Annotated in this window: 16 protein-coding genes; 4 read left to right on the forward strand and 12 right to left on the reverse strand. The window is 69.6% G+C overall.

The window, feature by feature from the left end:
* Positions 1-34: 34 nt before the first annotated feature.
* The 3 genes from ACT541_RS14880 to garL all read right to left on the reverse strand — a co-directional run bounded on the left by ACT541_RS14880 (position 35) and on the right by garL (position 2,732).
* On the reverse strand, positions 35-880 hold the full coding sequence (locus ACT541_RS14880) for an aldo/keto reductase (protein ID WP_476137868.1): 846 nt from the start codon (positions 878-880) through the stop codon (positions 35-37).
* A gap of 106 nt (positions 881-986) precedes the next feature.
* Positions 987-1,868: a 2-hydroxy-3-oxopropionate reductase gene (glxR, locus tag ACT541_RS14885; RefSeq protein ID WP_476137869.1), complete on the reverse strand. Its 882-nt coding sequence runs from the start codon at positions 1,866-1,868 to the stop codon at positions 987-989.
* Positions 1,869-1,952: 84 nt separating this feature from the next.
* Positions 1,953-2,732: a 2-dehydro-3-deoxyglucarate aldolase gene (gene garL, locus ACT541_RS14890; RefSeq protein ID WP_476137870.1), complete on the reverse strand. Its 780-nt coding sequence runs from the start codon at positions 2,730-2,732 to the stop codon at positions 1,953-1,955.
* Between the two features lie 394 nt (positions 2,733-3,126).
* On the opposite strand from garL, the gene ACT541_RS14895 reads away from it, so the two are divergent.
* On the forward strand, positions 3,127-3,867 hold the full coding sequence (locus ACT541_RS14895; RefSeq protein ID WP_476137871.1) for a FadR/GntR family transcriptional regulator: 741 nt from the start codon (positions 3,127-3,129) through the stop codon (positions 3,865-3,867).
* A 33-nt stretch (positions 3,868-3,900) separates the two neighbouring features.
* Here ACT541_RS14895 and ACT541_RS14900 read toward each other — a convergent pair whose 3' ends face one another.
* The 7 genes from ACT541_RS14900 to ACT541_RS14930 all read right to left on the reverse strand — a co-directional run bounded on the left by ACT541_RS14900 (position 3,901) and on the right by ACT541_RS14930 (position 12,457).
* A complete protein-coding gene (locus tag ACT541_RS14900; protein WP_476137872.1) occupies positions 3,901-4,980 on the reverse strand; it encodes a LacI family DNA-binding transcriptional regulator in 1,080 nt (359 codons plus the stop codon).
* Between the two features lie 169 nt (positions 4,981-5,149).
* The gene (locus ACT541_RS14905) at positions 5,150-6,226 is read right to left on the reverse strand and encodes a mannonate dehydratase (protein ID WP_476137873.1); all 1,077 of its coding nucleotides are present in this window, start codon (positions 6,224-6,226) and stop codon (positions 5,150-5,152) included.
* 74 nt (positions 6,227-6,300) lie between these two features.
* Positions 6,301-7,659, reverse strand: a complete 1,359-nt coding sequence (locus tag ACT541_RS14910; protein ID WP_476137874.1) for an MFS transporter — start codon at positions 7,657-7,659, stop codon at positions 6,301-6,303.
* Between the two features lie 512 nt (positions 7,660-8,171).
* On the reverse strand, positions 8,172-9,524 hold the full coding sequence (gudD, locus tag ACT541_RS14915; protein WP_476137875.1) for a glucarate dehydratase: 1,353 nt from the start codon (positions 9,522-9,524) through the stop codon (positions 8,172-8,174).
* A 310-nt stretch (positions 9,525-9,834) separates the two neighbouring features.
* On the reverse strand, positions 9,835-10,338 hold the full coding sequence (locus tag ACT541_RS14920) for a GDYXXLXY domain-containing protein (RefSeq protein WP_476137876.1): 504 nt from the start codon (positions 10,336-10,338) through the stop codon (positions 9,835-9,837).
* On the reverse strand, positions 10,335-11,441 hold the full coding sequence (locus ACT541_RS14925) for a DUF4401 domain-containing protein (RefSeq protein ID WP_476137877.1): 1,107 nt from the start codon (positions 11,439-11,441) through the stop codon (positions 10,335-10,337). The genes ACT541_RS14920 and ACT541_RS14925 overlap by 4 nt, the downstream gene beginning before the upstream one ends.
* Positions 11,438-12,457: a DUF2157 domain-containing protein gene (locus ACT541_RS14930; protein WP_476137878.1), complete on the reverse strand. Its 1,020-nt coding sequence runs from the start codon at positions 12,455-12,457 to the stop codon at positions 11,438-11,440. The genes ACT541_RS14925 and ACT541_RS14930 overlap by 4 nt, the downstream gene beginning before the upstream one ends.
* Before the next feature lie 256 nt (positions 12,458-12,713).
* On the opposite strand from ACT541_RS14930, the gene ACT541_RS14935 reads away from it, so the two are divergent.
* Both ACT541_RS14935 and ACT541_RS14940 read left to right on the forward strand, forming a co-directional pair.
* On the forward strand, positions 12,714-13,877 hold the full coding sequence (locus ACT541_RS14935) for a mannosyltransferase family protein (RefSeq protein WP_476137879.1): 1,164 nt from the start codon (positions 12,714-12,716) through the stop codon (positions 13,875-13,877).
* Positions 13,874-14,605 carry a DUF7024 domain-containing protein gene (locus ACT541_RS14940; protein ID WP_476137880.1) on the forward strand — a complete coding sequence of 244 codons (732 nt, stop codon included), beginning with the start codon at positions 13,874-13,876 and terminating at the stop codon, positions 14,603-14,605. The genes ACT541_RS14935 and ACT541_RS14940 overlap by 4 nt, the downstream gene beginning before the upstream one ends.
* On the opposite strand, the gene ACT541_RS14945 is transcribed toward ACT541_RS14940, so the two are convergent.
* Positions 14,587-15,495 (reverse strand): LysR family transcriptional regulator, encoded by a 909-nt coding sequence (locus ACT541_RS14945; protein WP_476137881.1) that lies wholly within the window; start codon positions 15,493-15,495, stop codon positions 14,587-14,589. The two genes, ACT541_RS14940 and ACT541_RS14945, sit on opposite strands and share 19 nt — an antisense overlap.
* A 323-nt stretch (positions 15,496-15,818) precedes the next feature.
* Here ACT541_RS14945 and ACT541_RS14950 point away from each other — a divergent pair, with 323 nt between their 5' ends.
* A complete protein-coding gene (locus ACT541_RS14950) occupies positions 15,819-17,120 on the forward strand; it encodes a Glu/Leu/Phe/Val family dehydrogenase (protein ID WP_476137882.1) in 1,302 nt (433 codons plus the stop codon).
* Positions 17,121-17,567: 447 nt separating this feature from the next.
* Here the strand turns inward: ACT541_RS14950 and ppc are convergent, their stop codons facing one another.
* Entirely contained in the window at positions 17,568-20,315 is a 2,748-nt protein-coding gene (gene ppc / locus ACT541_RS14955; RefSeq protein WP_476137883.1) for a phosphoenolpyruvate carboxylase, read from the reverse strand.
* Positions 20,316-20,399: the final 84 nt, after the last annotated feature.

The raw sequence follows: 20,399 nt of genomic DNA on the forward strand, positions 1-20,399 counted from the left end.
GTCCTCCCGGCGCGTTTCATCGCGCCTCGTGAATTCACAGCATTTCCAGCGGCGTCGCCCGGTGGGGCGGCGGGAAGGCGCGATCGAGAGCGGCGCGCAGATCGGGCGTCAGCCGGATGTCGAGCGCGCCGAGGTTCTCGGCAAGACGCTTGCGACTGGACGCCTTGGGAATGGCGATGACGTTGCAGGCGTCGATCACCCAGGCGAGTGCCAGCTGCGCGGCGGTGACGCCGTGGCTCTCGGCGATCGCCTTGAGTTCGGCATCGAACAGCAGACGGGCCTGTTCGAGCGGCGAATAGGCCATGATCGGCAGATTGATCGATCGCGCCCAGGGCAGCAGATCCCATTCGACGCCGCGGCGCGACAGATTGTAGAGGATCTGGTCGGTGGCGCAGGCGGCGCCGCCGGAAACCGACATCAGCTCGTCCATGTCGGCGAGGTCGAGATTGGAGACGCCCCAGCGGCGGATCTTGCCGGCCTTCCTCAGCGCCTCGAAGCCTGCGACGGTCTCGGCGAGCGGGTGTTCGCCGCGCCAGTGCAGCAGGTAGAGGTCGAGCCGATCGGTGCGGAGCCGCTTCAGCGAGGCCTCGCAAGCGGCGATGGTGCCGGTCTTCGAGGCGTTCCAGGGATAGACCTTGGAGACGAGGAAGACCTCGTCGCGGCGGCCGGCGATCGCCTCGCCGACCAGTTCCTCGGAGGCGCCGTCGCCGTACATCTCGGCGGTGTCGATCAGCGTCGCGCCGCGATCGATGCCCTCCTGGAGGGTGGCGATCTCCTCGGCGCGGCGGCGCCGATCCTCACCGATCATCCACGTGCCCTGACCGATGGCGGGCACGACGGTGGCATCGAGCAGGCGGACGGTTCTCATCGGACGTCTCACGAGTGGCCCGACGGCGGGCGGAGGATCGTGCGGTGCATTCCCGTGAAGGGGCCCCGGCGACCGTGGAGCGGTCGCCGGGGTGGTCGAACCGGCGGGGCGAGCCGGTTCAGGCCACGTCGTGGTTGGCCAGGAGCTCGAGCGCCTTGACCATGGCGGAGTGATCCCAGCCCGAACCGCCGCGGGCGGCGCAGGCGTTGAACAGCTCCTGGCAGGTCGCGGTGTTCGGCAGGGCGACACCCATGGCCTTGGCCGCACCGAGGGCGAGGTTGAGGTCCTTCTGGTGCAGCGCGATGCGGAAGCCCGGATCGAAGGTGCGCTTGACCATGCGGTCGCCGTGGATCTCGAGGATCTTCGACGAGGCGAAGCCGCCCATCAGCGCCTCGCGCACGCGCGCCGGATCGGCGCCCGCCTTGGAGGCGAAGAGGAGGGCTTCGGCGACCGCTTCGATGTTCATGGCGACGATCATCTGGTTCGCCACCTTGGCGGTCTGGCCGGCGCCGACACCGCCCACCAGGGTGATGTTCTTGCCCATCAGCTCGAACAGCGGGCGGACCGTGGCGAAGACCTCGTCCTTGCCGCCGACCATGATCGACAGGGTGGCGTTCTTGGCGCCGACCTCGCCGCCGGAGACCGGGGCATCGAGATAGTCGCAGCCGAGCGCCTCGATCTTCGCGGCATACTGCTTGGTCTCGATCGGCGAGATCGACGACATGTCGACGACGATCGAGCCCTTCTTCAGGCCTTCGGCCGCGCCGTTCTCGCCGAACAGCACCGCGCCGACGTGCGGGGTGTCGGGGACCATGACGAAGAAGATGTCGCAGGAGGCGGCGACGTCCTTGGACGAGGCACAGGCCTTCAGGCCCTTGGCGACCAGCTCTTCCGGCAGCGGCTTCTGGTCATAGGCGTAGACGGTGTGGCCGGCGGCGAGGAGATGGCCCGCCATGGGGGTGCCCATGATGCCGAGACCGACGAAACCCAACGTGGACATGTGCTTGCTCCGATTTCCGCGGATGCCGCCCGAGGCCGTGCATCCGTCGCGTGAGGAAGGGGAAAGGGGGGCGGGTGCCCGGATTCAGCGGTATTTCTCGCGCAGGCCCAGCGTCGCGGCGCGGAAGGCGCCGAGGTCGGAGCCGACGGCGACCATGGTCGCGCCCTGGTCCATGTAACGGCGGGCATCGGCTTCGACGGGGGCGAGGATGCCGGCCGCCTTGCCGGCCTTGTCGGCGGCGGTGAAGACCTTGGCCATGGCGGCCTGCACGTCGGGGTGCGCCGGATTGCCGAGGTGGCCCATGGCGGCGGCGAGGTCGGACGGTCCGATGAACAGGCCGTCGACACCGTCGACCGCGGCGATCTCGGCGGCGGCTTCGACACCGGCGCCGTTCTCGATCTGCACCACCACGGCGATGTTGGCGTTCACGGTGCGGAAGTAGTCCGCCACCGTGCCGTATTTGTTGGAGCGCTGGGCGACCGACACGCCGCGCACGCCCTCGGGCGGATAGCGGGTGGCGGCGACGGCGGCCTTCGCCTCTTCGGCCGACTGGACGAAGGGGATCAGGAAATTGTGGAAGCCGGCGTCGAGCAGGCGCTTGATCAGCACCGTGTCGTTCCAGGCCGGGCGGACGACCGGGGCCGAGGGGCTGTCCTTCAGCGCCATCAGCTGCGGGATCAGCGACAGCACGTCGTTGGGCGCATGCTCGCCGTCGAGCAGGATCCAGTCGAAGCCGGCGAGGCCGAGCACTTCGGTGGAGATCGGATTGCCGAGCGAGCACCAGACGCCGATCAGGCGCTCGCGCTTCTTCAGCGCTTCCCGGAAGCTGTTGGGAAAGGCCGTGTAGGGTCGATCGTGGGTCATCGCTGCGAAACCTTCGGTGGGGCGCGGTCGCGCCGTCCTCGCATCGGCGAGGGTGGCATCCGGCTCGCCTTGTCGTTAGTCATCATATGACATGGCCGGACTATAGCCGACTCTTATGATGACACAAGGTGGATTCGTCGCTGCGGCGCATCACGGGTTTCGACGGATGATCTTACGCAACACATTGAAACGACGTGATGTTGCACCGCAAATCGATGAGACCTGCGCGGATCTCCGTACTTGCCCCGATGTGGTATGATGTCATACTTTGTGGAGAGTGAAGGTCGCCGCATCGTGGACGAGTCGTCCGTGGCGCGACGAATGCCTTCGCCGTCATCGTTCGTCGATCGCGCGCGGTTCCCCGCGTGCTCGGGCGAACCGAACAGAGGCCGTCATGCCGCCAGCCCGGACGTCGCCGCGTCGCCGCTCGCTCGCCGAGGGGATCGTGGACATTCTCTCCGCCCGCATTCGTTCCGGCGATCTCGCGCCGGGCACGCGTCTTCCCACCGAACCGGAGATGACCGCCGAACACGGCGTCAGCCGCACCGTGGTGCGCGAGGCGATCTCGCGGCTTCAGGCCGCCGGGCTCGTCGAGACGCGGCACGGCATCGGCACCTTCGTGCTCGAACCGCCGCCGCGCTCGCGACTCGATGCCGGCGTGGTTCTGACCATCCGCGACGTGCTCGCCATGCTGGAGCTGCGCATCAGCCTCGAGACCGAGGCGGCGGCGCTCGCCGCCCGGCGGCGCGACGTCGACGATCTCCTGGCGATGCGGACGGCGCTCGACGACTTCGCCGCCGACGCGGGCGCCGGGCAGAGCGGCGTCGAGGCCGACTTCCGCTTCCACATGAGCATCGCCAAGGCGACGCGGAACCGCTGGTTCGAGACCATCTTCCACGACCTCGGCACGACGACGCTGCCGCGCACGCGGCTCGATCTACGGGCGCTTCCGGGCGAGTTCGGCCCGGACTACCTGCGGCGGACCAATCTCGAGCACGAGGCGGTGCTGGCGGCGATCGAGCGCGGCGACGGGGAGGCGGCGCGGGCCGCCATGCGCATGCATCTCACCAACAGCCGCGAGCGGCTGAAGCGCATCGACGAGGCGGTCTCGGCGGAGCTGGCCGGGCCGGTGTGATCGGGACGTCGATCGTGCGGGCCCCCCGCGCGGTCAGGTCGTCTCGCGTTCGATGATCTCGAAGCCGACGTCGACGACCGGCTCGGCGACCGGCCTGCCGGCGAGCCGGGCGAGCAGCATGTCGGCGGCGATGTTCGCGACCTTGCGGCGGTCGACCAACACCGAGGACAGCCGCGGCGAGGTGTTGGCGGCATAGTCGAAATCGCCGAAGCCGATGACGGCGACGTCGTCCGGCACCGAGAGCCCGCGCTCGCGCACTTCCGTCACGATGCCGAGCGCCAGCGCGTCGGACGAGCAGAAGACCGCGCCGCGGAAGCCGCGGTCGAGCATGGAGCCGATCGTCTCGCGGCCCATCTGGACGTTGGTCGGGGCCGGTGTGACGTGGTTCTCGGGCACCTGGCCGCAGAGTTCGGTGATCGTGGTGACGAAGGCGTCGCGGCGCAGCAGGGCGCGCTCGTCGCCGGCCGAGATGGTGGCGAAGCGATGATGGCCCTTGGCGACCAGCAAGCGGGCGACCGCCTCGCCGACCGCGGCGTGGGAGAAGCCCACCGCCATGTCGATCGGCCTGCGCGACAGGTCCCAGGTCTCGACGATGGGGATGCGGGCGGCACGCAGCTGGCGGCGGGTGGCGGCGGAATGGAACGTGCCGGTCAGGTAGAGCGCGTCCGGCCGGCGCGACAACACGGCGCGGACGAGTTCCTCCTCGCCGACCGTCTCGGGATAGCCGGAGAGCCCCAACAGCACCTGATAGCCCTCGACCGCCAGCCGGTCGGCGGCGAACTGCACCGTGGTGGCGAACATCATGTGGGCGAGCGTCGGCACGATCGCGGCGATCAGCTTGGTACGCGACGAGGCGAGACCGCCGGCCAGCATGTCGGGGACGTAGCCGAGTTCGTCGACCGCGGCGCGGACGCGTTCGCGCACGTCGGGCGACACCGTGTCGGGCTGGTTGAGGACGCGACTCACCGTCATCGCCGAGACGCCGACCCGCTTGGCGACGTCCGACAGCGTCACCCGGCCGGAGCCGGCGCGCGTTCCGCGGCGACCGCGCGTCGCCGGATCGGTGGCGTCGTCGGCATCGTCGGGGGCTTTCGGGGGCGTCTGGTGGTTCACGATCGGCCTCGATCGGTCATGCCGTCTTGGGTGTCGGGGGGCGGCGGGCGGAATCGGCCGTCGCCGCGACGCATCATTGCGGAAGATTGGCCGATCGCGTCGGCCGTGAAAAGAGCGACGGCGGCGGGACGCTCGCCCCGCCGCCGTCGCATCGTCGTCGTCGCTCGGATCACGCGGCCTGGATCAGGGCCTGGGTGTAACCGAGACAGAAGGCGAAGAAGCGCTCGCGGCCGGGGTCGACGTCGGAGAGCGGCACGTGGTCGGGGCACAGCACGCCGTCGTAGCCGACCTCGCGATAGGCCCGGATCGCCGCCGCCATGTCGACGCTGCCCTCGTCGGGCATCGCCTCGCGGAAATCCAGATAGCCGCCCTTGATGTTGCGGAAGTGGACCATGAAGATCTTCTTCTCCCGGCCCAGCTCGCGGATCGCCTCGAGGACGACCGCGGTCGGGTCCTTCGACATCTCGGCGATCGTGCCCTGGCAGAAGTTGAAGCCGTGGTACGGGTTGCCGGGGGCGAGGGCGAGGAAGCGGCGCAGGCCGTCGAGCGAACCCAGCACGTGGTGGACGCCGTTGAGCCCACCCGGCGGATAGGCCGGATCGTGGGGATGGCAGGCGAGCCTGACCTTCGCCTCCGTCGCCGTCGGCAGGATGGCGTTCACCAGATACTCGATCGCCGCCCAGCCTTCGGCCTCGGAGATGCCGCCGGCTTCCGACGCCATGATCTGGCCGCCGGCTTCCGCCGTCTTCATCAGCGCCTTCGGGGTGTGGGCGGTGCCGTGACCGTCCTCGGGCAGCACCGTGCCCCAGTAGGAGAAGGCGGCATCGGCTTCCGGTGCATATTCCTCGGCCTTGAAGGTCGAGCACTTCATTCCGCCGCGACCGTCGGTGACGCCGGTGCGGGTGATGCCGACCATGGCGACGGTGTATTTCACCATCGGAATGCCGGCGTCGCCCGCGGCACGGATGTTCTGGCGCAGGCGTTCGGCGGTCTTCTCCGCCTTCGGCCGGTCGCGAAGACTGTCGAGCAGGATCGAGCCGACGTCGAGGGCGAGGCCCTCGAGCTTCATGCCGAAGCTCTCGATGCGCGCCTTCTGCGCCTTCAACCGCTCCACGTCCCAGGTGCCGTCGTCGTTCGCGACGTCGCGGTTGGGGCGGGTGTCGACGACGATGCCCTTGGCACCGAGCTGGGCTGCGAGCCGCAGACGATCGTCGGTCGGGGCGATCAGTTGTTCGCCGATGTACATGGGGATGTCCTCGGTCGGAAGAGATCGGTCGGAAGAGACGAGCCGGGCGGGGGCGAACCCCCGCCCGGGAGCGGTCACTTCTTCAGTTCCATGCGTTCGATCTTGCCGACGAGGAACAGGTAGCTCGCCGCCGCGATCAGGCCGTTGGCCGCCACGAAGACCAGGGCGCCGTTGAAGGAGCCGGTGTTCTGGACGATGTAGCCGATGATGATCGGGGTGGTGATCGACGAGATGTTGCCGCACATGTTGAACACGCCGCCGGCGAGGCCGGTGATCTCCTTCGGAGCGGCGTCCGACATGACGGCCCAGCCGAGCGCGCCGATGCCCTTGCCGAAGAAGGCGAGCGACATGAAGAACACCACGAGCGGGATCTGGTCGGTGTAGTTGCAGAAGACCATCGACATCGACAGCAGCATGCCCATGACGATCGGGGTCTTGCGGGCGAGCGACAGCGAACCGCCGCGACGCAGGATCCAGTCGGAGATCACGCCGCCGAGGATGCCGCCGACGAAGCCGCAGATCGCGGGGACGGAGGCGATCATGCCGGCGTTGAGGATCGACAGGCCGCGTTCCTTCACCAGGTACACGGGGAACCAGGTGATGAAGAAGTAGGTCAGCGCGTTGATGCAGAACTGGCCGAGGAAGATGCCGCTCATCATGCGCGAAGCGAACATCTGACGGATGTAGTCCCACTTGGCGCCGCCTTCGTCCGACTTGGCGGCCGCGACGGGGCTGTCCATGTTCACCAGACCGCCGCCTTCGGCGATGTAGGCGCGTTCGGCGTCGTTGACCGACGGATGGACGGCCGGAGCCTTGATGACCTTCAGCCAGATCGCCGAGACGATGATGCCGAGGGCGCCCATGAAGCCGAAGGCCCAGGGCCAGCCGGCGGCGTGGGTGATCCAGCCCATGATCGGGGCGAAGATGACGGTGGCGAAATACTGGGCCGAGTTGAAGATCGCGGCCGCGGTGGCGCGTTCCTGCCGCGGGAACCAGGCGGCGACGACGCGGCTGTTGCCGGGGAAGGACGGGCTCTCGGCGATGCCGACCGCGAAGCGCAGGGCGAAGAGCACCATCACGGCGGTGGCACCGGCGAAGAAGCCGACGAAGCCCTGCAGGATCGTCACCAGCGACCAGGTGAAGATCGAGAGCGCGTAGACGACGCGGCTGCCGAAGCGGTCGAGCAGCCAGCCGCCCGGCAGCTGTGCCAGCACGTAGGCCCAGCCGAAGGCGGAGAAGATGAAGCCCATCTGGGCCGAATTGATGCCGAGCTCCTTGGAGAGCACGGGGCCGGTGATCGCGAGGACCGCACGGTCGGCGTAGTTGATCGACGTGACGACGAACAACATCACGACGATCCACCAGCGGAAGTTCGTCCTCTTCACCGCGCCGACGGCGGCGGATGCCGTTTCGTTGATTGAGATGCTGGACATGCGGGCTCCTCCTTCGAATGTCGCGGGAGCGGGGGCCGGCGTCACGCAATTTCTGCGACCGGGCGCTCCGATGTTTTGATAGCGCTCACATCCGGCATCTCTGTTAGCGCTAACTATCGATTCACGCAAGAGTGCGCGCGGCGAATTCTTCTGCGTGCCAACGCGTATCTGCGGGAAAACTGGTGACGGTGGCCGGTTCGATGACAATCGGTCGCGGTAGAAATACAGATCGCAGAAAATGCAATACTGAATTACTGAGCATTCCGAATTTGCATGTCATGGGCGCCGAGCGAATACGTTCGCGGACTTGCCGCGTGTGCGAATGATCGTTTTGCAGTGCAAACAACGGGTGAGGGCGGCGAGGCGCGACGAAGCGTGTCGCGGCCGGCGGCGCGGGCGACCGGCCTTCGTGGGGCCGCGCCGAACGACGAACGCCCGGCGCGGGGGCGCCGGGCGTCGGATCGGTCGTTCGAGAGGGGCGGCGCCGTCGTGTCGCCGGCGCCGCGGCTGCGTCAGCGCACCAGACAGGGCTTCTTGTTGTCGAAGGTCCAGCCGGGGATCAGGTACTGCATCGCCATGGCGTCGTCGCGGGCGCCGAGGCAGTGCGCGACATAGAGCTCGTTGGCCTTGGCGACCTGATCGAGGTCGATCTCGATGCCGAGACCGCCCTTCTTCGGCAGGGCGAGCTTGCCGCCGCGGATCTGGAACGGCGCCTTGGTGAGGCGCTGGCCGTCCTGCCAGATCCAGTGGGTGTCGATCGCGGTGACGTTGCCCGGCACCGCCGCCGCCACGTGGGTGAACATGGCGAGCGAGACGTCGAAGTGGTTGTTGGAATGCGAGCCCCAGGTCAGGCCGAAGGCGTCGCACATCTGACCGACGCGGACCGAGCCCTGCATCGTCCAGAAATGCGGGTCGGCGAGCGGAATGGTCACAGACTGCAGCATGATCGAATGGGCCATCTGGCGCCAGTCGGTGGCGATCATGTTGGTGGCGGTCGGCAGGCCCGTCGCGCGGCGGAACTCGGCCATCACCTCGCGGCCGGAGAAGCCGCCCTCGGCGCCGCAGGGATCCTCGGCATAGGCGAGGATGCCGTGCTTGTCGCGGCAGAGGCGGATCGCGTCCTTGAGCAGCCAGCCGCCGTTCGGGTCGAGGGTGATGCGGGCGTTGGGGAAGCGCTCGTGGAGGGCGACGATCGCCTCCATCTCCTCGTCGCCGGAGAGCACGCCGCCCTTCAGCTTGAAGTCTTCGAAGCCGTAGAGCTCGTGGGTCGCCTCGGCGAGACGGACGATCGATTCCGGCGTCAGTGCCTCTTCGTGGCGCAGGCGGAACCAGTCGTTCTCGGCGTCGGGCTCGGAGCGATAGGCGAGGTCGGTCTTGTTGCGGTCGCCGACGTAGAAGAGATAGCCGAGGACCGGCACTTCCTCGCGCTGGATGCCTTCGCCGAGAAGGGCGGCGACCGGCACGCCGAAGAACTGGCCGACGAGGTCGAGCAGAGCGGCCTCGACCGCGGTCACCGCATGGATGGCGATGCGCAGGTCGAAGGTCTGCAGGCCGCGGCCGCCGGAATCACGGTCGGCGAAGGAGGTCCGCATCTTGTTGAGGATGGTGTTCCAGGTGCCGATCGAGGCGCCGACCACCAGCGGGATGGCGTCTTCGAGCGTCTGGCGGATCTTCTCGCCGCCGGGAACCTCGCCGACGCCGGTGTTGCCGGACGAGTCGGTCAGGATCACCAGGTTGCGGGTGAAGTAGGGGGCATGCGCGCCCGAGAGATTGAGCAGCATGCCGTCGTGGCCGGCGACGGGGACGACGCGCATTTCGGTGACGATCGGCGTCGAGCCGGCGAACTGCTGGGCGATCTGGTTCATCGAGGTCTCCTCCGGCGGGATCGCGTGGGGTCGTCCCGGCCGTGTGATCGTTGGATAGAGCGGCCGGATGGATCCGGCGCGAAACTGGAGAACATGATCGACGGCGGTGGATGAGGCCGCGCTTGCGATCGAACACCGTATGTTAGCGCTATCACGATCGGTGTAGCGCGAGTTGCCGGGAATTTCCAGCGTGGAATCGCGCATCCGTGTCTCTGCGCATCGTTTGCGGGCGACATCGGGCGGCCGCGGGGCCGTGGGCGCGGGGGGCGCCGGTCGAGACGCGGGCGGCGAGTGGGCCGCAGCGTTCCGCTCAGCGCGCCGGTGCGTCGGCGGTGGGCATCGGCGGTTCGATGCGGCGGGCGTTCTCGTCGGCGAGACCGACGAGCAGGTGACGGCCGTCGGGGGCGACGCGGAAGATGCCGTATTTCGCCTTGGCGAAGGCGTCGGCGGTGCCCTCCTGGAAGAGGAACGAGTGCGGCTCGATCGCGAGGCCGCCGCCGCGGGCGCGGGCGACGCGGAAGGCGATCTCGCCGGGGCCGGGCGCGCCTTCGCTCGCGTGGCGGACGAAACGGCCGATGCGTCGGTCGTCGAGGGCGAGGACGACGGTGCCGCTGCCGGTGACGTCGGTCGAGGTCCGCTCGATGTCCCAGCGCAGGCGCATGTAGTCGCCCTGCATCAGCGAGCGCGGATCGACCGGGGCGAGCGCCAGCAGCACGTCGTCGCCGGAGGCGATCAACGCCTCGGCGCGCCAGACGTTCCAGCCGAGGGCGGCGAAGACGAGGGCGGCGAGGAGGGCGTGGAGGGTCCGTCTCATGGCGTCGTCTCCCGATCCAAACCGGTGCGGTGCATGACCCAGCGCGCGGCGAGCAGCAGCAGGCCGGCGGCGATCAGCGCGGCGGACTTCTCCATCAGCGTCATGTCGCGGCCGTAGTACCAGAGCGCCAGGAAGGCGGGCAGTGCGAGGATGCCGGCGACGCGGGTCGGCGTGTCGTGGCGGGCATGGCCGAGGACCAGCAGGCCGAGGGAGAAGACGAGGCCGGGGGCGCCGGCGAGGCCGAGTGCCGCGATGCCGAGGCAGGCGGCGGCGAGCGGCGGCCGGGCGAGGCGGTCGAGCCCGCCCGCCGCCCAGGCGACGAGGCCGGCGAGCGACAGCGCCAGCAGGGCCTCGATCGGGCGCGGATCGAAGGCGCGGGGCGACGCGCGGAAGCCGAGATCGTGGCCGGCGGCGATGATCGCGACGACGGTGCCCATCGCCCCGAGCGCGGCGAGGCCGATCGGCCGCAGCACCGTCGGCACCCGGTGCGACAGCAGCAGCGATCCGCCGACCACGGTCGCGGCGAGATGGTAGAGCGTCAGCCCGGCGGTGCCGGCGGCCTCGGCATGGAAGAGCTCGAAGAGCGCGGCGGCGGCGACCGCGTAGGGCGACAGCAACCGGTCGAGCGAGGAGCCGGAGACCGGATAGGTCACGACGGTGACGACGAAGAGCGCCGCGGTGGCGACGCCGGTCGTCCGTTCGCCCCAGATCGTCAGGGCGCCGCCGACGAAGAGCACCTTGCCGAGCGCCATGGCGACGAAACTCGTCTGGGCGAGGAGATCGCGGCCGATGCCGACCTCGGCGCGCCGCGTCGCGAAGGCGAGCGCGATGCCGATGGCGAGGAAGACGGTCCCCGAGACCATCATGTTCGCCCCGTCGTCGAAGGAGATGATCCGCGCCACGCCGAGGAAGGCGAGGAAGAAGGCGGTGGCGATGGCGGTGCCGATCGCCGTCAGGATCTTGAGGTGGAGCGGCGGCTCGCCGTCGCGCGCCTCGGCGCGGATCGCCGCGGCGAGGGCAGGGGTCTCGGCTTCGCTCACCAGACCGGCGTCGCGCCAGTGGGCGAGGAGGGTGTTCGCGTCGATCCTCGAGGTCTCGCTCATCGGCCGGCCTCCAGGGTACGGGCGACGCCGCGCAGCCAGGCGACGGCACCGGCGAAGAGGCCGAGCGTCGCGAGACCGAGCAGGAAGAAGGTGCCGATGTCGTCGTTGTGCCGGCCTGCGGTCAGCAGGTTGAACAGCACGGTGTCGACGACGCAGCAGGCGGCGATCGCCGTCGCCGAGAGCACCGCGAGATCGGGCAGGCGGCGGCGATAGACGAGGAGGAAGGCGACGAGCGTCGCCGGGGCGACGACGACGGTCGTCCGGTCGAAGAGGTCGTAGCCGTAGCGGGCGCCGATCAGCTCGAGCATCGCCATGACGATCGCGACGAGGATCGGCAGGGCGAGGTAGAAGCGCGTCCAGCGCGCCGCCGGCCAACGGTGACCGCGGGCGACGAGGACCTCGCGCAGCGCCAGCAGGGCGCCGTCGAGGATGATCACCGCGAGATGGAGCACGGACGCCCGGGTGCCGTCGGGCCGCGCCTCGTCCCACCAGGTGACGAGCGCGACGTTGGCGACGGCGATCCACAAGGCCCAGGCGGCGGCGGAGCGCAGGGTCAGCGCCCAACCGAGCGTCAGCACCGCCCAGCCGGCGAAGAGCTGCCAGGCATCGGCGCCGGTCTGGTGGATCTGGCCGTCGACCGCCATGAAGACGCCGACCAGCAGCACCGAGGCGGTGCCGGCGACGTCGGCCGAGAGCCGATCGAAGCCGCCGACCAGCACCACGGCGACGGCGGCGGCCAGCAGCGTCGCGATGCCGGCGAGCTTGGCCAGCGGCGGGATGGCGTTCCAGTTGAAGGCGAAGAACCAGACGATGCCGGCGAGCAACATGGCTGCGCCGAGCACGGTCATCAGGCGGGCCGCCCACAGGCCCCAGCGGCGCGGCGGCTCGATCAGCTCGAGGCCGGCGTCGCGTGCCGCGGCCGAGATCAGGCCGAGGCCGGCGAGCCGGTCGAGCAGGCGGCGGTCGACGACGATCGCCTCCGCGCCCCCTCGGGCGTCGATTCCATCTTCCGTCATCGCGCCTTCCTCGTCTCGCCCGCCCCCTCGCGTCGCGTCAGCATCGCACGAAACGACCGAAGGGTGCAGACCCGTTGCCGCTTCGCCCGAATGCCGCTCCGCCGGGGCGCTGCTCCTCGGCCTCGCCGCTCGACGCCGAGTCGGTGAGCGGCTGCCCGGCGGACGCCCGCCTTCACAGCCATCGGCGGATCGCCTATCAAGACGTGTGTCGTCGGCCGGTGTCGACGACACATCGTCGGGTATCCGGGGTGACGGAATGAGCGTGACGACCGAACCCGATCTCGTGCCGCCGGCCGCCGCGGAGCGGAGTTGGGCACGGCGGATCGGGTTCATTCTCCTCGTGTTCGTGCTGTCGCGCGGCATGCTCGTGCTGTGCGGCGTGATCGCCATCGACGCGATCGCACGCAAGGGCGTGGGATTGGCCGAATTGGCCGATCTGTTCGTGCGCTGGGACAGCCTCTGGTATCTGCGCATCGTCGAGAACGGCTATTCGACCGTCTGGCCGGCGAGCGAGGCCGGGATGACGTCCTATGCCTTCTTCCCCTTCTATCCGATGCTGGTCCGCGCGGCCGTCTGGCTCACCGGCCTGCCGGCGGCGGCGGCCGGGCTGATCGTCGCCAATCTCGCCTTCGTCGCCGCCCTCTGTCTCGTCATGCGCTATTGCGAGGAGAGCGGGCTCTCGGCCCGGGCGGAGCGCGCCGTCGTCGTGCTGCTCTGTTTCGTGCCCGGCGCCTATGCCTTCTCGGCGGTCTATACCGAGAGCACCTTCCTGCTGCTCCTGGCGGCGACCATGCTGGCGGTCAGGCGCGGCGCCTTCTGGGTGGCGGCGGTGACGGCGGCCTGCCTGTCGGCGACGCGCTCGGTCGGCATCTGCGTCGCGGTCTTCGCCTTCGCCGCGATCGTCGAGCGGCACGGCCGCGACTCGCTCGGCGCTGCCTTGCGCGATCCGCGGGTGCTGCTGCCGATCGCCTTCGCGCCGGTCGGGCTCGTCTGCTTCTGGTGGTACTGCTGGGCGACGTCGGGCGACGCCTTCGCCCAGATGAACGCGGCGCGCCACGGCTGGGGCTGGATCGCCGTGCCGCCGGGGACGGGCCTGTGGTACGGCATGGCCTCGGGCAGCCTCGTCGGCATCTTCTTCTCGGTGGCGAGCGTCGTCGCCGCGACGATGATCGTCGCCCTCCTGTGCCGACGGATGTGGGCCGAGGCGGCGCTGTGCATCGCCTGTTTCGCGCTCTACTGGTCGGGCCTCACCGTCAACGCGCTGCTGCGCTACGCCATCGTCCTCTTCCCGCTCGGCATGCCGGTCGCGCGGATGGTCGACGATCGCCCGGTGCTCTTCGCCGGCATCGTCGGCGCGCTGGCGACGCTCGAGGGCGCGCTGATGATCGCCTGGACGCTCGAGAGGTTCATCGCGATATGACGCCCTCGCTCGCCGCCTCGTTCCGCCTGCTCTTCACCGGTCGCCGCAACCTGCTGGTTCTCGGCGTCCTCGTCCTCGTCACGGTCTTCGTGCTCGGATCGTGGCTCCGCCTGAAGCAGGTCAGCACGGATTTCGTCGCCGCCCGACGCGCGGCGCTGGCGGCGGAGACGATCACCACGGCGCCGGCCTATCGCTGGGGGCAGGTGCTGAAGCTGCGGCTGCGGGAGGATCTTCTCGCCGACGACGCGTTCTGGCGCGCGCGCCGGGCGCAGGGTCAGGCGTCGTCGCCGCACCGCTTCTTCCGCGACGGCTGGTCGTGGCACGAGCCCTGGGGCGTGTGGAGCGACGGCGCGCGGGCGCGGCTCGCCTTCGCGCCGGTGGTGCCGCCGGTCGGCGACGTGCGGCTGTCGATGCGGGCGCGCGGCGCGGTGCGGGCGGCGGATCGGCCCCAGTCGGTCGAGGTCCGGGTCGGCGATCGGCCGGTGGGCGTCGTCGAATTCGACCGCAACAACGCCACGGTGCCGCGCGAGGTGGTCGTTCCGGGCGATCTCGTCCGCGCCGCGCCGATCCTCGAGATCGTCTTCGTCGTCGCCGATCCGGTCGTGCCCCACGCGCTCGGTCGTTCGGCCGATCTGCGCCGCCTCGGCATCGGCATCGCCGAGCTGACGCTCCACGACACGGCCGGCGACGATCCCGCCGTCGCGAGGGATCAGGACGTCGCCGAATAGTCGCCCTCGAGGGCGGTCCAGAAGCGCTCGACCAGCGGTCGGCTCTTCTGCGGCGAGCGGAAGAGGCGGATGTCCATCGTCGCCTCGGGCAGATCGGGCAGCGCCACCAGCGTGCCGTGGGCGAGTTCGGCGGCGATCGATCCCGCCGGCAGCCAGGCGATGCCGTGGCCGAGCAGCGCCATGGCCTTGAGCGCGTCGGCCATCGGGTTCTCGAACACCGGCGTCAGCCGTTCGCGGTCGGCAAAGCCCGCGAGCGTCACCTCGGTCAGGCGGCCGAGGAAGGATTCCGGCGTGTAGGCGAGGAAGGGGATGTCGCCGTCGCCCGTCCGCGGGTCGATCAGCGGGCGCCCGTCGGGGTCGGGGGCGGCGACCGCCACCAGCCGGTCGGTGCCGAGCGCCAGCGACGGGTAGCGCAGCGGATCGAGCAGCACCGGCACCTTCGGGTGCGTCATGGTCAGCATGAAGTCGACGGCGCCGTCGACCAGCGCCTGGATGGCGTCGTGGAAGTTCTCGACCCGAAGGCGCGGCCAGACCGCGCCGTGGCGGGCGATGACGCCCTTGAGCCAGCCGGGGAAGAAGCTCGTCGTCAGCACGTGCAGCGAGACGATCGAGATCGATCCCTCGCCGCGGGCGCGTCTGGCGCGCAAGAGGGCGCGTTGCTGGCGCAGCGCCCTCACCACCTCGTCGGCGGTCTCGCGGAATTCGCCGCCGGCGGCCGTCAGCGTCGTCGGATAGACCGAGCGGTCGACGAGGTCGACGCCGAGCCATTGCTCGAGCTGGCGGATGCGGCGGGAAAAGGCGGACTGGGTGACGTTGCGCTCCTCCGCCGCGCGCGAGAAGGAGCGCGTCTCGGCGAGCACCAGGAAGTCCTCGAGCCACTTCAGTTCCATGCCGATCCCCTTCGTCGCGAGCGAAACTCCAGGAGGCGCGCCCGCTGCCTCCGAGGCGGTGGGTGACGTTATTCCGAAATTGCATAACCCATTCCGTCTTTGGTGTTGGGTCGGGGCGGGAAAAATGTCAAGTCTATAGGCGTCGGACACGATCTCCCGAATACCGGGAGGGTCCGGGAGGCGAAAGTTCTCCGCGGATCGAGGTGCCGACGAATACGTGATCGATACGAAGGCCGAGCATCGGATTCGGTGAGCGCATCGGGCGAATACGCTCGCGGCGACGCCATACCCATGTCCTCGGCCGTTGGAGGAACGTCGACATCATGAATACCGCGTTTCGCATGCCGGTTTCGCTGCCCGTCGCCACCACGCTGATCAACCCCGATGTGGCGCCCTGGGCGATGTTCCTCGAACAGATCGATCGCATCGAGCCGCATCTGGGGCCGCTGGCGCGCTGGACGGAGACGCTGCGGCGGCCGCGCCGGATGCTGACCGTCGACGTGCCCGTCCGTCTCGACGACGGCCGCGTCGCCCATTTCGAGGGCTGGCGGGTCCATCACAACACCTCGCGCGGACCGGCCAAGGGCGGCGTGCGCTATCACCCCGACGCCTCGCTGGCGGAAGTCGCCGCGCTCGCCGGCTGGATGACGCTGAAGAACGCGCTGGTGAACCTGCCCTTCGGCGGCGGCAAGGGTGCGGTCCGGGTCGATCCGGCGCAGCTCTCGCTCGGTGAACTGGAACGGCTGACGCGGCGCTACACCAGCGAGATCGCCATCCTGCTCGGCCCCGACAAGGACATTCCGGCGCCGGACGTGAACACCAATCCGCAGGTCATGGCCTGGATGATGGACACCTATTCGGCGACCGTCGGCCACATGACGACCGGCGTCGTCACCGGCAAGCCGGAATCGCTCGGCGGTTCGCTCGGCCGGAGCGACGCGACCGGCCACGGCGTCTTCATCGTGGCTGCGCGGGCGGCGGCGAAGCTCGGTCTGGCGATCGAGGGCGCGGCGGTGGCGGTGCAGGGCTTCGGCAACGTCGGCGGAGCCGCGGCGCGGTTCTTCCATGCGGCGGGCGCCCGGATCGTCGCGGTGCAGGACGTCCAGGGCACGCTGATTTCGCAGGCCGGCATCGATCCGGTGGCGCTGACGGCGCATCTGGCGAAGGGCGGCACCTTCGGCGAGTTCGCCGGCGCCGAGCATGCGACCCGCGAGGCCTTCTGGCGGGTGCGTTCCGACATCCTGGTGCCGGCGGCGCTCGAGAACCAGATCACCGAGGAGATCGCGGCGACGGTTCCGACCCGTCTGATCGTCGAGGGCGCCAACGGCCCGACGACGCCGGCCGCCGACGACGTGCTCGCCGATCGCGGCATCGTCGTGGTGCCGGACATTCTCGCCAATTCCGGCGGCGTGGTCGTGTCCTACTTCGAGTGGGTGCAGGACTTCTCGTCGTTCTTCTGGGGGCTGGACGAGATCGACGGGCGGCTGCGCACCATCCTCGACCATGCCTTCGAGGCGACCTGGGCCGCCCACGAGGAAACCGGCCTGCCGCTGCGCTCGGCGGCGCAGCTGCTGGCCTGCCGCCGCGTTCTGGCGGCGCGCGAACAGCGCGGCATCTATCCGTGAGGATGGGACGGGCGGCGCCCTCGGGAACGCGAGGCGTCGTCACCTCTCACCCTCCCATCAGGGGAGGGTGCCGAGCATCGCGAGGCGGGTGGGGTTCGGCGGTTCGGGATTCGAGGGCGCCGGCGGGTTCGTTGCCGAGTTTCGGCGGAGCCTCCGACATGCCTCGTGCCCGCAGAGATCTCTAGCTTCGGCCCGAAAGGGATCGGATCGACGTTCGTGCGCGATGCTTCGAGACGGCGCCCTTCGGGCGCCTCCTCAGCATGAGGCGTTTGCATTTCCTCGGCAATCGCCGGCGCCTCATCCTGAGGAGCGCCGCAGGCGCGTCTCGAAGGATCGCGCACGGCGGCGCTGTCACCCCACCCCCTGCCCCTCCCCTGATGGGAGGGGGGATTTGTGCCGCAGTGTCTGTAGCAGTCGGACCTCCTCCGTCCGGCGCTGCCAGCCCCCTCAGCCCGTGTTCCTGAGCCCCGCGGCGATGCCGTTGATGGTGATCAGGATGCCGCGCTGGGTCTTCTCCTCGCGCGAGCCGGCGCGCCAGCGGCGCAGCAGTTCGACCTGGAGATGGTTGAGCGGCGCGATGTAGGCGAAGCGGTGGGCGATCGAGCGGGCGAGCGTCCGGTTGTCGGCGAGCCGCTCCGCCGTCCCGGTGATCAGCGTCAGTGCGTCGACCGTGCGGGTCCACTCGGCGCGGATCTCGGCGAAGACCTTTTCCGCCAGCGCCCGGTCGGGCACCAGTTCGGCGTAGCGCTGGGCGACCCGCAGGTCGGCCTTGGCCAGCACCATGTCCATGTTGGAGACGAGGGTGCGGAAGAACGGCCACTCGACGTACATCCGCTTCAGGAGCGCGCCGTTGGTCTCGGGGTCTTCCGCGAGGATCGCGGCGATCGCCGAACCGAAGCCGTACCAGCCCGGCAGCGTCACGCGGCTCTGACCCCAGGAGAAGCCCCAGGGAATGGCGCGCAGATCCTCGATCGCCCGCGTCGCCTTGCGCGAGGCGGGGCGCGAACCGATGTTCAGCTGGGCGATCTCGGCGATGGGCGTCGCGGCGAAGAAATAGTCGACGAAGCCCTCGGTCTCGTAGACCAGCGCGCGATAGGCGGCGCGGCTGGCATCCGACAGGCGCGCCGCGAGGTCGAAGAACTCGCTCGGCGCGGTCTCCTTGCGCTGGAGGAGCGACGCCTCGAGGGCGGCGGCCATCAGCGTCTCGAGATTGCGACGGCCGATTTCCGGGTTGGCGTATTTGGCGTTGATCACCTCGCCCTGTTCGGTGAGGCGGATCTGACCCTTCACCGTGCCGGGCGGCTGGGCGACGATCGCCTCGTAGGACGGGCCACCGCCGCGACCGACGGCGCCGCCGCGGCCGTGGAACAGGCGCATCGCGATGCCGGGCTTGCCCTCGAAGACGCGGGCGAGCGCGGTCGAGGCGCGGTAGAGCTCCCAGGTCGAGGTGAAGTAGCCGCCGTCCTTGTTGCTGTCGGAGTAGCCGAGCATGATGTCCTGCTCGGCGCCCGACGAGCGCACCATCGCCTCGATGCCGGGCAGATCATAGAAGGCGCGCATGATCGGTTCGGCGGCGCGCAGGTCGTCGATGGTCTCGAACAGCGGCGCGACGATCAGCTCGACCACGGCGCCGGCCCCGACCGTGCCGCGCATCAGGCCGCATTCCTTCTGCAGCAGCAGCACTTCGAGGAGGTCGGAGACGGTCTCGGTATGGCTGATGATGTAGTGGCGGATGGCGTCCGGGCCGAAGTCGGCGCGCAGGCGCCGCGCCGTCTCGAAGATCTCGAGTTCGCCGGTGGTCAGCGCCGAATAGGTCGTGTTGGGTACGCGAAGCGGGCGCGGGTCGGCGAGGAGCTTCATCAGCAGCGTCTGGCGTGCCGCCTCGTCGAGGGCGAGATAGTCGGCCTCGACCTTCGCGGTCGCCAGCAGCTCGGCCACCACCTGCTCGTGCTGGTCGGAACTCTGGCGCAGGTCGGTCGTCGCCAGATGGAAGCCGAAGACCTCGACGGCGCGCACCAGCGGCGACAGCCGGATCGGCAGCAGCAGCGCGCCGTGATGGCGGCGCAGCGAATCCTCGACGACCTTGAGATCGGCGAGGAAGGCGGCGGCGCTCGGATATGGTTCGACGGCGGCGATGACGCCGCGCGGCGCCTTCTTGCCGGTGAGCTTCTCGCAGGTCGCGGCGAGGCGCGAGTAGATGCCGACCAGGGCGCGGCGATAGGGCTCGTCGCTGCGCTGGGCGTTCTTGTCGGGCGAGGCCTCGGCGAGCGTGTGCAGCTCTGCCGAATGGGGCACCAGGATGCCGGAGACCGAGAGCTCGCGGCCCAGGTGGTGCAGCTCCTCGAGATAGTGCTCGAAGGCGACTTCCGCCTGGCTCGTCAGGGCCTTGACCAGGGTGGGGGCGGTGACGTTGGGGTTGCCGTCGCGGTCGCCGCCGATCCAGTTGCCCATCCGGAAAAAGGGGGCGACCGGCTTGCCGAGCAGGTCCTCGAGATCGGCGTAGAGCTTGGGGATCTCGGTCAGGAAGGTCGAACGGTAGTAGCCGAGCGCGTTCTCGATCTCGTCCTCGACCGTCAGCTTGACGAAGCGCAGGATGCGGGTCTGCCACAGCTGGGCGATGCGGGCGCGGATCTTGGTGCCGTTGGCGGCGAGATCGCGCGGGTTCTTCAGCCGGTCGCGCTCGGCCAGAAGGGCCGCGATGGCGCGCTCGGCGTCGAGGATCGACTGGCGCTGCACCTCGGTCGGGTGGGCGGTCAGCACCGGCGACACCCAGGCGCGCTGGAGGGCGCGGGAGACCGCGGCGGCGTCGATGCCGGCCTCCTGGAAACGATCGAAGGCCTTGGCGAGACTGCCGTTGCGCTTCTCGTCGCGCTCGTGGTGGACGGCGCGGCGGCGCAGGTGGTGGCAGTCCTCGGCGAGGTTGGCGAGGTGCGAGAAATAGGTGAAGGCGCGGATCACCGACACGGTCTCGGACGGCGACAGGCGCTGCAGCAGCGCGTCGAGATTGCCGGCCGCCACCGGATCGGCGTCGCGCTGCCAGGCGACCGAGAGGCGGCGGATCGCCTCGACCACCTCGAAGGCGGCCTCGCCGTCCTGTTCGCGCACGATGTCGCCGAGGAACTGGCCGAGCATGCGGATGTCCTCGAAGAGAGGCGCGTCCTTCTCCTGTTCGGCGATGGCGTCGGGCGTGGTCATGGGCGGGGTCTCTCGGGGCTCGGTCTCGGCGTCGGGGCGTGCCGTACGAACCGATGTGAACACGAATTGCGGGCAGCTGGCAAT

The organism is Pinisolibacter sp. DMC100 (genome assembly GCF_056313705.1).

What these genes read in the sequence shown, in the direction of transcription:
- gudD (WP_476137875.1), bottom strand. Translation starts at nt 9,524, where the DNA reads ATGAACCAGATCGCCCAGCAGTTCGCCGGCTCGACGCCGATCGTCACC.
- glxR (WP_476137869.1), bottom strand. Translation starts at nt 1,868, where the DNA reads ATGTCCACGTTGGGTTTCGTCGGTCTCGGCATCATGGGCACCCCCATG.
- ACT541_RS14945 (WP_476137881.1), bottom strand. Translation starts at nt 15,495, where the DNA reads ATGGAACTGAAGTGGCTCGAGGACTTCCTGGTGCTCGCCGAGACGCGC.
- ACT541_RS14940 (WP_476137880.1), top strand. Translation starts at nt 13,874, where the DNA reads ATGACGCCCTCGCTCGCCGCCTCGTTCCGCCTGCTCTTCACCGGTCGC.
- ACT541_RS14935 (WP_476137879.1), top strand. Translation starts at nt 12,714, where the DNA reads ATGAGCGTGACGACCGAACCCGATCTCGTGCCGCCGGCCGCCGCGGAG.
- ACT541_RS14950 (WP_476137882.1), top strand. Translation starts at nt 15,819, where the DNA reads ATGAATACCGCGTTTCGCATGCCGGTTTCGCTGCCCGTCGCCACCACG.
- ACT541_RS14910 (WP_476137874.1), bottom strand. Translation starts at nt 7,659, where the DNA reads ATGTCCAGCATCTCAATCAACGAAACGGCATCCGCCGCCGTCGGCGCG.
- garL (WP_476137870.1), bottom strand. Translation starts at nt 2,732, where the DNA reads ATGACCCACGATCGACCCTACACGGCCTTTCCCAACAGCTTCCGGGAA.
- ACT541_RS14895 (WP_476137871.1), top strand. Translation starts at nt 3,127, where the DNA reads ATGCCGCCAGCCCGGACGTCGCCGCGTCGCCGCTCGCTCGCCGAGGGG.
- ACT541_RS14930 (WP_476137878.1), bottom strand. Translation starts at nt 12,457, where the DNA reads ATGACGGAAGATGGAATCGACGCCCGAGGGGGCGCGGAGGCGATCGTC.
- ACT541_RS14905 (WP_476137873.1), bottom strand. Translation starts at nt 6,226, where the DNA reads ATGTACATCGGCGAACAACTGATCGCCCCGACCGACGATCGTCTGCGG.
- ACT541_RS14920 (WP_476137876.1), bottom strand. Translation starts at nt 10,338, where the DNA reads ATGAGACGGACCCTCCACGCCCTCCTCGCCGCCCTCGTCTTCGCCGCC.
- ACT541_RS14925 (WP_476137877.1), bottom strand. Translation starts at nt 11,441, where the DNA reads ATGAGCGAGACCTCGAGGATCGACGCGAACACCCTCCTCGCCCACTGG.
- ppc (WP_476137883.1), bottom strand. Translation starts at nt 20,315, where the DNA reads ATGACCACGCCCGACGCCATCGCCGAACAGGAGAAGGACGCGCCTCTC.